Source organism: Methanoculleus sp. (assembly GCF_020696975.1).
GTDB lineage: Archaea > Halobacteriota > Methanomicrobia > Methanomicrobiales > Methanoculleaceae > Methanoculleus.
On the sequence record NZ_JAJGBK010000015.1, the window covers coordinates 1 to 13,348 of the forward strand.

At 60.8% G+C, this 13,348-nt stretch carries 12 protein-coding genes and 1 pseudogene; 5 read left to right on the top strand and 8 right to left on the bottom strand.

Going from position 1 to position 13,348, the window contains the following annotated elements; all coding sequences use genetic code 11:
- The coding region (locus QZ650_RS03930) for a Coenzyme F420 hydrogenase/dehydrogenase, beta subunit C-terminal domain (RefSeq protein WP_292522460.1) at positions 1-672 on the top strand (672 nt) is incomplete at its 5' end.
- Positions 673-856: 184 nt separating this feature from the next.
- Here the strand turns inward: QZ650_RS03930 and QZ650_RS03935 are convergent.
- The gene (locus QZ650_RS03935; RefSeq protein WP_292518299.1) at positions 857-1,351 is read right to left on the bottom strand and encodes a hypothetical protein; all 495 of its coding nucleotides are present in this window, start codon (positions 1,349-1,351) and stop codon (positions 857-859) included.
- 386 nt (positions 1,352-1,737) lie between these two features.
- Here QZ650_RS03935 and QZ650_RS03940 point away from each other — a divergent pair, with 386 nt between their 5' ends.
- The 3 genes from QZ650_RS03940 (at position 1,738) to pfkA (ending at position 4,740) form a co-directional block, all read left to right on the top strand.
- Positions 1,738-2,106 carry a PRC-barrel domain-containing protein gene (locus QZ650_RS03940; protein ID WP_292518301.1) on the top strand — a complete coding sequence of 123 codons (369 nt, stop codon included), beginning with the start codon at positions 1,738-1,740 and terminating at the stop codon, positions 2,104-2,106.
- A gap of 454 nt (positions 2,107-2,560) precedes the next feature.
- A complete protein-coding gene (locus tag QZ650_RS03945; protein WP_292518303.1) occupies positions 2,561-3,772 on the top strand; it encodes a phosphoglycerate kinase in 1,212 nt (403 codons plus the stop codon).
- Entirely contained in the window at positions 3,769-4,740 is a 972-nt protein-coding gene (pfkA, locus tag QZ650_RS03950) for a 6-phosphofructokinase (RefSeq protein WP_292518305.1), read from the top strand. Before QZ650_RS03945 ends, pfkA begins: the two co-directional genes overlap by 4 nt.
- A gap of 321 nt (positions 4,741-5,061) precedes the next feature.
- On the opposite strand, the gene QZ650_RS03955 is transcribed toward pfkA, so the two are convergent.
- From QZ650_RS03955 to QZ650_RS03980, 6 genes are all read right to left on the bottom strand, one after another.
- A complete protein-coding gene (locus QZ650_RS03955; RefSeq protein ID WP_292518307.1) occupies positions 5,062-5,982 on the bottom strand; it encodes a zinc-binding dehydrogenase in 921 nt (306 codons plus the stop codon).
- A 254-nt stretch (positions 5,983-6,236) separates the two neighbouring features.
- Positions 6,237-7,025: an SDR family oxidoreductase gene (locus QZ650_RS03960; protein WP_292518309.1), complete on the bottom strand. Its 789-nt coding sequence runs from the start codon at positions 7,023-7,025 to the stop codon at positions 6,237-6,239.
- A 37-nt stretch (positions 7,026-7,062) separates the two neighbouring features.
- A complete protein-coding gene (gene npdG, locus QZ650_RS03965; protein WP_292522461.1) occupies positions 7,063-7,743 on the bottom strand; it encodes an NADPH-dependent F420 reductase in 681 nt (226 codons plus the stop codon).
- Between the two features lie 55 nt (positions 7,744-7,798).
- Positions 7,799-8,554: an SDR family oxidoreductase gene (locus QZ650_RS03970; protein WP_292518319.1), complete on the bottom strand. Its 756-nt coding sequence runs from the start codon at positions 8,552-8,554 to the stop codon at positions 7,799-7,801.
- 42 nt (positions 8,555-8,596) lie between these two features.
- Positions 8,597-9,658 carry an NAD(P)-dependent alcohol dehydrogenase gene (locus QZ650_RS03975; protein ID WP_292518316.1) on the bottom strand — a complete coding sequence of 354 codons (1,062 nt, stop codon included), beginning with the start codon at positions 9,656-9,658 and terminating at the stop codon, positions 8,597-8,599.
- 215 nt (positions 9,659-9,873) lie between these two features.
- The gene (locus QZ650_RS03980; RefSeq protein ID WP_292518315.1) at positions 9,874-11,250 is read right to left on the bottom strand and encodes a PAS domain-containing protein; all 1,377 of its coding nucleotides are present in this window, start codon (positions 11,248-11,250) and stop codon (positions 9,874-9,876) included.
- Positions 11,251-11,586: 336 nt separating this feature from the next.
- Here QZ650_RS03980 and QZ650_RS03985 point away from each other — a divergent pair, with 336 nt between their 5' ends.
- A complete protein-coding gene (locus tag QZ650_RS03985; RefSeq protein ID WP_292518313.1) occupies positions 11,587-12,327 on the top strand; it encodes a glucose 1-dehydrogenase in 741 nt (246 codons plus the stop codon).
- Between the two features lie 839 nt (positions 12,328-13,166).
- On the opposite strand, the pseudogene QZ650_RS03990 reads toward QZ650_RS03985, so the two are convergent.
- A pseudogene (locus QZ650_RS03990) lies at positions 13,167-13,348 on the bottom strand (NADPH-dependent F420 reductase); the annotation flags it as partial.

Here is a 13,348-nt window from a genome sequence, read left to right on the forward strand (position 1 = left end):
AACTGCCGCCGCTGCAAGATGAAGATCCCGCGCCAGGCGGACCTCGCCTGCGGCAACTGGGGCGTCATCGGCGACCAGGCTGGCAAGGCCACGTTCGTCGAGGTCTGCTCCGAGAAGGGTGCGAACCTCCTTGACGGTGCAGTGAAGGCCGGTGTCCTCAAGACCGGTGCTGCAAACCCGAAGGGTGTCGAGATCCGCGGCAAGGTCGAGAACGCGATGCTGAAGCTCGGCGACAAGTGGCGGGCACGCTACTTCGAGGACCTCGGCGAGGGCAAGGACCGCTTAAAGAAGATCATGGACGAGACTTCCCGGTGCATCAAGTGCTACGCCTGCATCGAGAACTGCCCGATCTGCTACTGCGTCGAGTGCAGCACGAAGAAGTCCTACCTGGTCACGCCCGGTCAGGTACCGCCGCCGTTCATGTTCCACCTGATCCGCTACGCCCACATCTCGGACTCGTGTATCAACTGCGGTCAGTGCGAGGAGAACTGCGCGATGGATATCCCGAACGCGCTCTTCATGCACGCCCTGCAGACCGACCTCCAGGAGATGTTCGGCTACACCCCCGGTGTGGACATGGAGCTCCCGGTCCTCGCGCTTGTCGAGGAGCAGACGGAGAGGAAGCGGCTCGCCGATACCGGCAGCGACCAGATCTTCAACATCTTTGAGTAAGGGAGATCGCTCCCTCTTTTTTTGGGCAGACGGCAACCGGCTGCTTCAGTGATGCCAAGATCCCGGCGTGCTCTTCACGTGAGCATGATAGTGCACGGCCGGGCGGCACGACGTTGATGGCGACGGCAGGCAGAGACCCGCCATACGGGAATGTTGAACTTGCAAAAAGAGGGAAGAGACCGGTTCACGGAACCGTGTGAGAGAGAGCCGGGATGGCACTCTGGTTCGCGAAGGTCTCCTCGTGGCCGTCCGGGAACTGGACTGTCGTCAACTCCGGGGAGAAGTCGGCTTCGACCAGCGGCGCAAACCAGTAGCGGTCGAGCGCCTCCTGCGCTCCGGTGAAGTCAAGTCCCGGCGTGGAGTAGACACTCCCCTCATCGGTGCTCTGGATACTCGCAAAACCCGGGACCGAGAAGACGGCGGCATCGCTCTCGGCCGAAGCCACCGTTACAGGAACCCCGCATGCATCCTCGAGCGCGGACTTCAGTTCCTGCTCCGGCTCGGCGATCTTGAAGAAGACAGCAATCCTCTCGAGCCACGAGAGGGTGTAGGTAAATGTGATGTCTGCATTCCCGTCCTCGTCCACGGCTATCAGAAGATTGTCTGCGCTGAAAGCCCCCGCCGGGGCTACTACAAGCATCAGGACCAGAAGGGAGGCGACCAGAATCCCGCGTTTCATTCTTGTACCTCGAACAACAGTATGCCGTTTGAATGGATAAACATTTGGAGGAAACCGGCCCTGCACACGATGGCCAGAAATGATGAGACCTTCACCGCATCACCGACAAACAAATGACCACACGAAGGATCTGGTGGGAAAACGCCCGGTCATTCAGCGATACCGGTCTGGAATGTGAGGGTTTGTACTCCATGCCGGCCCACTCACATCCGGGTGCGCCGGCGGTGCCGTATTGACCATAGGCCGCCTGTACCCGGATTGTATGTGACATACAATATATTGTCGCAAGGATTAAATACGCACGACCGGTATTGAACTCCCTTGCCGTGGGACATCCGTCCCACAACTCTGGAGACGTGATACACATGAGAGGAACTTCCACACAGATGGAGACGCGGAATATTATACGGGGGAGAGATATTGAAGATTACCGGGTCCGAAACCCTCAGGGCGAGGATCTCGGAAGCATCAAGGATGTCATGATCGATACCAACGAAGGCTGCATCGCCTACGCTGCCCTCTCGTTCGGCGGCATTATGGGGCTCGGCGACAAACTCTTCGCCATCCCCTGGGCGGCCCTTCAGTACAACCCGACCAATGACTCCTTCATCCTGGACGTGCCGAAGGAGCGGCTGGAGAACGCACCCGGGTTTGACAAAGGGAGCTGGCCGACGAGCGCCGAACGCGAGTGGCTCACCGGCATGTATAGCCACTACGGCTACACGCCCTACTGGGAGCGCCGTCCGGAGCGGTGATACCTCCCGAAACAGGGAAGAATCGGCCCCGGGTCGGCGCCTGTGCGCAGGTCCGGGGCTTGCGGCAGAAGCAAGGGTAATCCCGCTCACGCGGGCTGCCGATAGCCGCATCGCCGGATTGACCCGGCAGCCATCATTCTATTCCTCACACCACAGGGCAGTCATTACTCGATCAGGACCGGATCCGGGCCAGAAAGGGGCGATCCCCATATCCTGCATGCGCAAAAGACCCATACCGCCAGGGATCTCCGGGGTGCACCCGGCGGCAACTGCCGGAACGCAACGGCGAACAGTATATATGCCAATGCACGCATGCACTGGAGCACCGTAAATCTGCGGGAAACGGCCGGAAGGCAACAGGGAACCGGATGGTGAGGTGCAACCGCCCATGCGTCCAGGATAGCCCTCAAGCGCGAAATTCAGCCGTTCTCCGCTGCTCCGGAGGGATACCGGTATGATAAATGTCCTACCAGGAAGGAAGAAGACCATTCGGGAGATCGATGTGAGGGGTAAACGGGTGCTCGTCCGTGCCGACTTCAACGTGCCGCTCGATGAAGACGGCGCCATCGCCGACGACACCCGGATCCGGGCCAGCCTGCCGACGATACGCTACCTCTGCGAACGGGACGCGCGGGTCATCCTCTGCTCCCACCTGGACCGGCCCCCAGGTGAAGTCGTGGAGCGGTTACGCCTCGCCCTCGTGGCGAACCAGCTCTCCGTGCTCCTCGACCGGCCGGTCCTCGCGCTCCAGGACTGTATCGGGCCGGAAGTGGAGAGCACGGTCGCAGGAATGAGCGGCGGGGAGATCGTCCTCCTGGAGAACCTCCGGTTCCACCCGGAGGAGAGGGCAGACGACCCCGCCTTCGCAGAAAGCCTCGCCCGTCTCGCGGAGATCTATGTCAACGATGCCTTTGGAGCCTCTCACCGGGCCCATGCGTCGATTGTCGGCGTCCCGGAGCGCCTCCCGGCGGTTGCCGGGTTCCTGCTCGAAAAGGAGGTGAATACCTTTGCGGGTATCCTGCAGGACCCCGAACGGCCGTTCGCCGCCGTGATCGGCGGGGCCAAGGTGAGCGACAAACTGGAGGTTCTTGAGAACATCGTCTCCCGGGTGGACCTCCTTCTCATCGGCGGGGGCATGGCGGCAACTTTCCTTGCAAGCCGCGGGTATGGAACCGGGGCATCGCACGTCGAGACCGACCGTCTGGACGCCGTCAGGAGGCTTGAAGCGAAGGCAAAGGACCTCGGCGTCCGCCTCCTCCTGCCCCGGGACGTCGTCATCGCAAAGAGACTGGAAACGGGCGTCCCGTTCCGGGTTGCCGCCGCAACCGATATCCCCGACGGCCAGATCATCGCCGATATCGGGCCGGGGACTGCCGACGAGTTCTGCCGCGAACTTGCGGGTTCAAAAACCGTCATCTGGAACGGTCCGATGGGAGTCTTTGAGATCCCCGAGTTTGCCGAGGGGACGCGCCGGATTGCCGCGGCCCTCGCCAATCTTCGCGGCACCACGGTCGTCGGCGGCGGTTCGACCGCAGACGCGGTGACCCGGTTCGGGCTTGCCGAGGATTTGACCCACGTCTCGACAGGCGGCGGGGCCGCGCTCACGATGCTTGCCGGAAAACCGCTCCCGGGTGTTGAGGCGCTCGATGACGCAGAGGCGCCATGAAGCGCGTCGGCATCCTGACGAGCGGTGGTGACGCACCGGGGATGAACGCCTGCATCCGGGCGGTGGTGCGCACCGCGCTCGCACACGACCTTGCCATCGTCGGGATACGCCGGGGGTATACCGGGCTCATCAACGGCGATACGGTGCCGCTCGACCGGGGAGCGATCCGAAACACCATCCACCTGGGCGGTACCATCCTTGAGACCTCCCGAAACTCCGACTTCTACACAAAGGAGGGGCGGCTCAGAGCAGCGGCGGCCATCGCGCAGATGGGGCTTGACGGCATCGTCCTGATCGGCGGGGAGGGGACGTTTCACGGTGCAAGCCTCCTTGCCGCCGATGCAGATACGGCGGCGCTCGTCGGGGTGCCGGGGAGCATCGATAACGATGTTTACGGGACAGATTACTGCATCGGGTTCGATACTGCGGCGAACTGTGCGGTTGAGGCGATCGACCGCATACGCGACACGGCCCGGTCTCACGAGCGCCTCTTCTTCATCGAGGTGATGGGGCGTACCGCCGGGTTCCTCGCGCTCGAGAGCGGCATCGCCGGCGGCGCCGAAGAACTGGTCATCCCGGAAGAAGAGGTCTCGATCGACCGGATAAGCGACCGCATACGCCAGGGGTTCATCGTCGGGAAGAAGAGCGCGATCGTGGTGGTCGCGGAGGGGGATACGCCGGGCATCTCCTTTAAGATCGCACGGGAGGTCAGCGAACGCCTCAACTTCGACTCACGCGTCGTCGTCCTCGGCCATCTCCAGCGGGGCGGGCCGCCGACGCTGCGCGACCGGGTGCTCGGGAGTCTCCTCGGCGTCGCCGCCGTCGAGGCGCTGCTTGATGGCCGGAGCGGGTGCATGGTAGGAGAGGTCGGGGGAGCCCTTAAGTGCACACCGCTCGAGGAGACCTGGCAGAAGAAGAAACCGCTTGATGATGACTTGCGGCGGATATTTGTGTTCCTCTCGGAGTAGGCGCGAGAGGCTGTAAGGCCGGGCCGGACGAACGGGGAGCATCCCCCACGCATGTCGCGCTCCTCATGGTATAGAGGTGTGGGAGGAGCACTGTGGGGGGAGGCCCCCCGGGTCGGTCGTCTCTCTGCAAGGGAGAGGGCAGGACGTTGAAGTTACCCGGAGGTGAGGCTACTCTGGATGTCCGACCCGCTCAAAACGGGATGAACCGCTCAATACGCGGCCCACCCGGCGCTCGCTCTGTTGACGATGCGGTCTTGTTTTCCAGTTTCATGGTGACACACTCCACATTAAGGTTGATTAAGATATTCAGAGATCCTGACGTTATCTGTCCATGATGGCGACCATCCTGCCTTTCACGCCGCCCTGCTTCAGTTTCTCCAGGCCTTCCCCGATCTCTTCGAACCCGATCTCGGTGACGTCCGGCTTGAGATCGCCTGATGCCATCATCTGGTAGACGCTGGCGATATCGTCGACGTTACCGCCCTGGCTGCCGACGATCGTGACCTCTTTCGTGATCAGGGGCATCGTGTTGAGGGTGGTCTCCAGTTTTGCCATGCCGACCAGGACAACACGACCATTGACGCCGACCGCTTCCAGGGCGTCTGCGGTTGTCTGGCCCGCGCCGGCAAAGTCAACGATGACATCCAGATCGTGGTGCTCGGCGACCTCGCCGATCGTCGGGTATGCAGCCTTACATCCGAGTTCCATGGCCATATTGCGGGCGGCAGGGTTCCTTGATGCCGCGTAGACGTTGGCGCCCTTGAGGACGGCGACCCGGGTGCCGATCTGGCCCAGGCCTCCGATGCCGATGATGCCCATGTTTATGCCTGGCCCGGCACCGCCCGCCACGGCCACTGCGTGGTGGGACGTCATCCCCGCATCGGTAGCGGCGGCAGCGTAGGCAAAAGAAACGTTATCAGGGACCGGGACCAGCATCTCAGCCGGAGCGGTCGATTTGGTGGCGTACCCGCCGTCCCGACCGTATCCCCCACCATACCCGTCTTTGGTGGGCATGGGGCAGACGCCGACTCTATCTCCCACTTTGTAGCCGGTGACGCCTTCGCCGACCTCGGTGATGACGCCGGCATACTCGTGACCGATGATGAGCGGATACTTCATCAGCGCCAGCCATTTCTCATCTTCCAGTGCACCGACGTCCGAGTGGCAGAGCCCGCAGGCCTTCACGTCGAGTACGACGTAACCCGGTTTTGCAACCGGATCGGGTTTTTCAACCAGTCTCAACGGTTTATGCGTGTATGTAAATTCCCATCCTTTCATATTCACACTCTCCTTTTGAGACTCCATCCATTCCAGATGTGCAGTCTCACTTGAGCCAGCACCCTGAACTGCCATGATTCCCACCCGGTTGTCAGACCATCGCGTGATGATCCCCCGGCGGCCGGGTTCGAGCGAAGATGCTGGCCGCCCCTGCCGTTACCGAGGCGCACGGTCCAGTCCGTGCGCTCGTCCGGCAGGGTGTGTTCGTCTACTCTACCTTACCACGCCGCCCAGCCGGCGTCGGCGGGGACGACTGCGCCGTTGATCAGGCTTGCCTCGTCCGAGGCGAGGAAGAGGGCAAGGTTCGCGATCTCCTCGGGATAGCCCATACGCGGGTTGGCCTCAACACCGGCCGACGCGAGCGCCATACCCTCAGGATGGCTGTGGCTCGTCCGGGAGAGTTCCACCATCTCGGTTGCAACGTATCCCGGTGCGATGATGTTGGACCGGAGCCCCTTCCTGGCGTACATGAAGGCGGTGTTCTTCGCGAGCCCAAGAACCGCATGCTTGGACGCGGTGTACGCGGCCCCGCCACGGGAGCCAAAGGTGGCCGCAATGGATGCGACCGTGACGAACGCCCCCTTGTTAAGGCCATCGGCATTCCCGGGGTTCTTGAGCATCTCGGGGATAGCTGCCCGGAACATGTACATCGGGCCGTCCACGTTGACCGCGAAGACCTTCCTCCATGTCTCGTCGTCCACGTCGGCAACGGGGGCTACCTTATCCAGACTGCCCGCATTGTTGACGACGATATCAAGCTTTCCATACTGCTCCACGGCCATCTTCACGGCGCCTTTGACGTCCTCCTCCTTTGAGACGTCGCCAGCGACGGCGATCGCTTTTCCACCCGCTTGCGTGACCTCATCGATGACACCCTGCAGTTTCTCCTTTCTCCGCGCGATTGCAAGGACGGTGGCGCCTTCCTTCGCAAAGAGCTTCGTGATTGCCGCACCCATCCCGGAGCTGGCTCCGGTCACAATTGCTACTTTTCCTTCAAGTCTTCCCATGATGACTCCTCCCTGGTGTCCTGTTCAAACGGCGGTACTAGCAAGCCCGGCCCTTTTCGAGGCCGGTGATCCGGATGCCGCCGAACTGGCACCTGTTCTTGATGTTGAGCCCGATGAGAAGCGGGGTGATCTTCTCGATGATGCAGGCCCGTTCAAGCGCCCCGCAGTCGATGACCTTGACGCCGGGGATCTTCTCGATCAGGGGAGCCACGATGGCCTTTGCCTCCTTGTCGTTGCCGCAGATGAGACAGTCGCAGTCGATCGGCTCGCCGAGCTGCATGAACCAGGTCTGGGAGATGTTGTTGAAGGCGCAGATCACCTTCGCGTCCGGCAGGATCGACTGGGACCGCTCGGCGGCGGACCCCTCGGGGAGGTCGATGTACTTCGTTGCGGACCCGCCGATGCAGGACTCCAGCGGCCCGGTCGCATCCAGGAGCGGCTTTCCGGCTGCACCCTCCTTGATGGAGAGGAGCGTGTCCTTCTGCGCCGCGAGCGGCACCGTGAGGACCAGGACGTTGGCAGCCTTCGCCGCGTCGGGGTTCGCCATCGCCCGGACGTTCGTCGCGCCCGGGAGCAGTTCCTTTACCTTCTCCACGGCCGCCTGGGCCTTCTCGATCGTCCTCGAGCCGATGATGACATCTTCTCCCGCCTCGACAAATCGGGTCGCGATCCCGAGACCCTGTCCCCCCGTTCCACCAATTACTCCAATCGTTGTCATACGTAATTCACCTCGATTCGGTTACCAATCTGTTAGATTCGCGTTCATTGCACCGTTACATACAGGTGTAGCCGCCGTCGACAACCGTGGTTGTCCCTGTGGTGTAACTGGCTTCGTCACTCGCCAGGTAGACAGCAGCCGCATTCAACTCTCCGTCCCGCCCGTTCCGGTTCATGGGAACCATGGCCTTCACGTACGCCTTCCACTCCGGCGACTCGAGCGCGCTCTTCGTCAGCGGTGTCGGGAAGAACCCGGGGCAGATCGCGTTGACCGTGATGTTGTAAGGCGCCAGTTCGACCGCCATCTGACGGGTCACGTTGACGACGCCGCCCTTCGCCGCCTGGTAGCCAACCGTCGAGGCCGTGGCGCCGACAAGGCCGTACATCGAGGCCGTGTTGATGATACGCCCGTAGTTGTTCTTGACCATCACTTTCGCAAACTCGCGGGCTACCTTGAAGACGGCCGTGAGGTCCACAGCGATCGTGGCTTCCCAGCCATCGTCGGGATACTCCAGGAACGGCGCCATATGGGCGTTTCCTGCGTTGTTCAGCAGGATGTCCACTTTCCCGTACTCGGCGACGATCTGCTCGACCGCGTTCTTGACCGACTCGGTGCTCGTGACATCGCACTGGACCACCAGACAGCGGACACCGAGAGCCCGGATCTCTTCGGCAACCTCTTCAAGTTTTTCTTTTCTCCTGGCCATGATGGCCATGTCCGCACCCTGGCCCGCCAGGGCCTTTGCCATCTGCACGCCGATACCCGATGATGCGCCTGTTACGGCCGCAACCCGGCCGTGTAAGTCAAACATTGTCATAGTTGATCTCTCTGGACTCTTCCTGTTCGACGTTCTTCACTCCAGAATCACTGCAGGCTTGATCAGATCCTTTGGCTTCTCGTGCATCAGCAAGAGGGCCTCCTCGATATCCTCGAAGTTCGTGAACCGATGCGTGATCAGTCTGCTCGGGTCGACCCGACCGTACTTGACGAGGGCGACCAGCCGCTCCATCCGTGCCCTGCCACCGGGGCACAGTCCTCCCCGGATGGTTTTGTCGCCGAGACCGCCTCCCCACGCACCGAGCGGGATCGGGATCGATTCAGCATGCTCCATGACGTTTATGTTCCCGATCGTGCCGCCGGGCTGCAGGACTTCGACCGCCTGGCCGATGGTCTCGACACCGCCGCCGGCCGTGATCACGGCGTCCACACCCGCACCGTCCGTCAGGTCCATGATCTGACGGACGGTGTCGCCGTTGTGGTAGTCAATGATATCGGTCGCCCCGTACTCTCTCGCGACCTTGACCGCGTTCGGTCGGCTTCCTACGGCGAGGATCCGTGCGGCGCCGAGGAGGTGCGCCCCGGCCACGGCCATCAGCCCGACCGGCCCGATCCCGAAGACAGCAACCGTGGAGCCGAGCCTGACGTCGGCCAGTTCGGCACCATAGAAACCTGTGGTCATCATATCGCCGATCATGAGGGCCTGGTCCAGGCTCACCCCATCAGGGATCAGCGAGAGTTGAGCATCAGCGTCGTTGACGTGGAAATACTCTGCAAACACACCGTCCTTTGCCATGCAGAATGGCATGCCGGAGCACATTCCGTCACAGTGCTGGGCAAACCCCCGTTGCGAGGGGATACGCAGGTAGTTCGGCGTGATCGCAGGAACGATGACCCGGTCGCCGGGCTTGAAGTCCCTGACTTCGCTTCCCACCTCGTCGACGACGCCGACTGCTTCATGGCCTACAACACGGTCGGTGGGCATGAAATCGCCGATATCGCCCCAGATCATGTGTACCTCTGATGTGCATGGCGCAAGAGCGAGCGGCCGAAGAATAGCGTCCCTCGGTCCGACAACAGGTTTGCCCTTCTCAACCCATCCAATCTTACCTTTCCCAGTTCTTGCAAGGCCTTTCATTCGATCACCTGTATACAATGAGAAAAATGGTGTAACGTCACTTATAGTTTCGTTTTACCGATAATCACTAATATAGCCGATTTATATGTCCCAAGATGAGCCCCCATGCCCTCTCACCGCTGAATACCCACCCGGGATCCCGGCCACTATATATACCAATGCCGGGCACCACCGGTCCCGCGCAAATTGCTGAAAAATGGATCGTATGGAATCGATTATCGGTGGATATCCGCACCGGAGAGGGAGCCATTCCCGGTGCGGAGCTCTTCGGAGACGTCGATCATGATAGAGGCGAGCTCGCCGGAAGGCAGCTTGAAGAGGTAGTGCCAGATCCAGGCACCGTGTCCCTTCTGGTACTGAAGAGGCGGGAGGAAGACCGAACTTTCGCGGGAAAAGACCCGCTGCACGATCTCTAGCAACTCAGGTTCGGCAAGATCGGGGAAGACTTCCCAGACCCTCCGGCCGACCAGGTCCTCCTTCTTGATGCCGAGAATCTCCTCGGCCACCCGGTTGATATCGTTGAAGACGAACTCATCCCCATCGCGGCTCGATCCGTAGATTATCACGCCGTTGCAGGCGTTCTCGAAGAGCGAACGATACCGCGTCTCATTGAAGGTCAGCACTTTGCGCTCCCGCCGGTCCCTCGTGATGTCTTTGAAGAGGATGGCGAACTCGTCCGGGGGACCGCCGCTATCGGGGCGGATCGGGGTGAAGACCACGTTGAAGTATGCCACGCCGGACTTGATGCTCGCGATCCCCTCCCGCCTCATGCGGTCGAAGTCGCAGGCGAGTTCGATCTCGGCAACCCGCCCTGCACGGATCAGCGACTCGAGCGTTCCCGGGGAGCAGGCCAGGACGAAGATGCTCGCGGCGCTCATCTGCTCAAAGGTTCGCAGACCGAGGATCCGGAGGGAGGCGGGGTTGGCATCCAGTATGGTCCCGTCAGCGGAAAACACGATGATTCCGCTCGGGACCGTCTCAAAGAGGGTCGCGATCTTCCGCTCTGAGTTCTTCAGGGCAATCTCGGTCTTCTTCAGCGCGGTCATATCCCGGAGGCTGACCATGATCCCGGGGCGGCTGGCCGGCGAGACGATTGGCGCGAAGTCGACGAGAAAGATCCGGTCCGTTCGTTCATCGATGATCTGCATCTGATCGAGGTACGTCTCCGACCGGCTGAGCCGCTCGATGTTCCGCCGGACTGAGGGTTCGGAGAAGAGCGGCAGATCGAGATCAAAAAGCGGAACACCGACCAGATTACGGGACGGCTGGATGTTGAGGGTGGCGACAAAACTCCCGTTCACCATGAGGATCTGCAGGTCAGTATCGAGAATCACGAGTGCGTTCGGCAGGCGGTCGAAGACCTCCGGCAGGGGCAGGCGCTGCGACCGCCGGTAGAGTTTCTTCTGGCCGAACCGTTCCATGCAGACATCGCCGTTCGCGGCAAGGAGTTCGAGATACTTGGCAGCGGAGATGCGGGTGATGCCGAGTCCCCGGGCGACCGCCGTCACAGACATTCCCGTGGTCGCGTGCTCCTGGAGGAGATCGAGGATCCGGCCGAACTGCTCCTGATATCCGGTCGCGAAGTCCGTCATTCGTGTCAGATCGTCTCCTTTTGCACTCCCAAATACTTTTTGCCGGTCATGCTGTATATCGGCCAGGCCACGGGCATGACAATGGCTATACTGCCGCGCTCCTGATGCCGGAGGCAGATCGATCCTCACATATACAACGATTGAAGATACTGCACCTGTGGCGCGCTCGAACACGTGAGCACCATCGAGAAAGTTACCTCGCTCCTGATGAACGCGACATCAGGAAGACGTGCCAATTTAGTGGCGCCTGGAACACCGACCTAAATAAAGGCCAGGAGCGCGTCTGCCAGTACCGTCATTCGAACAGAATACCACGGAGGAACCCTTATGGGAAGAATGGAAAACAAAGTCTGTGTTATCACCGGATCCACCAGCGGCATCGGTGAAGCCTGCGCGAAGGACATGGCGGCCGAGGGCGGCAAGGTCGTCGTCTCCGGCCGAAACGAGAAAGAGGGCGCAAGAATTGTTAATGAGATAAAGGAAGCAGGGGGAGAGGCAATCTTCATACGTGCAGACGTCGCCGTCGAAGACGATATCAAGAACCTCATTGCGAAGACCGTCGAGGCCTTCGGGAGACTGGATGTCTTTGTCGCCAACTCCGGCGTCGGCAGCCTGGGTGACCCTCACGAAGTAGAGACAGAGGAGTGGGACAGAATTATTAATGTGAACCTGAAGGGAGTCTTCCTCTGCGACAAGTATGCCGTCCAGCAGATGCTGAAACAGGGTCACGGAGGAGCCATCGTGAACACCGGATCCATCCATAGTTTTGTCGCCAAGCAGGGCGTCACGGCATACGGCGCTGCCAAAGGGGGGGTCGCCATGCTGACCCGGACACTCGGGACCAGTTACGCGGCGCAGGGGATTCGCGCAAATTTCGTTGCACCCGGATATATTGACACCCCTCTGCTCGCGGCCCTTCCACCGGAAGCCTACGAGGAACTGAAAAAACTGCACCCGATCGGGCGCCTGGGCAAGCCGATGGAGGTCGCAAAGGCCGTCACGTTCCTGGCGAGCGATGACGCTTCGAACATAACCGGAACCAGCCTGCTTGTCGACGGCGGGTATACCGCAGTATAATCACCTGCGGCATCGGGCAGGACCTTATGAACCGCTGAATCCAGGGGACCCTCCCCGGGGTCCCTGGAAGCCTCTCGCCAGAAAGAGGGCCACAGAGGCGATCTCCCCGGCCTCCCCATACGCGGGTGTTCATGCCCATCAGGCATATGGCCGCGCCTCCCTCATTTGCCTCCTTGCCCTGCACCAATCTCGGTCTTGACGCCGCCTGGGGCAATGACGTTCGACCTGATGCCCTTCCGGGCATATGTATGCAACACTCTTCACGAGGCCGATCACCCCGTGTTTCGACACCGTGTATGCTGTCCCGGCCCGGCACACCTGAAGTCCGCCGGCGGTAACCCCGCCGATCAGAGAGGGATAGGGCGTCGAAAAAGTCAGAGGGTTCGAATAATGTGATCAGGAGGGGACCACCCTCCCTGCAGAAGGTTCCAGGACGACCTCCATAACGAGCAACTACACATTGCACCGCATAAATATTTCTCCATGCAGATCAGGATTAACTGCCACGTGTTTTGCAGAAGTTACGGAAGAAAAGGGGTTGAATGCAATAGCAGGTATGCTGAGGTTTTGATCCGACGAACTGTATGGGCAATTCCACCCTTTTTTTCTATACGACGCTCGATCAAGGAGATGGTGGACCGACCAAGCTCTGACAGAGAGCTGTACAACCGGTTCAGCGACAGCCGGGAAAGAACCGTTGTATCTCCCAGGGACGAAGATGGATCGGGAGAGCCTTTCCGGGGAATTAGATAGGCTTCTCCCGGTCCTGGCCAATCCCGCAACGAGGGGGCTGCATGGTAATGTGCGCCCCCTCCGCGGAATTATGCAGGTGCACCGTATTAGCAGGCGCGGCCTTTGTCGAGTCCGGTGATCCGGATGCCGCCGAACTGGCACTTGTTCTTGATGTTGAGCCCGATGAGAAGCGGGGTGATCTTCTCGATGATGCAGGCCCGTTCAAGCGCCCCGCAGTCGATGACCTTGACGCCGGGGATCTTCTCGATCAGGGGAGCCACGATGGCCT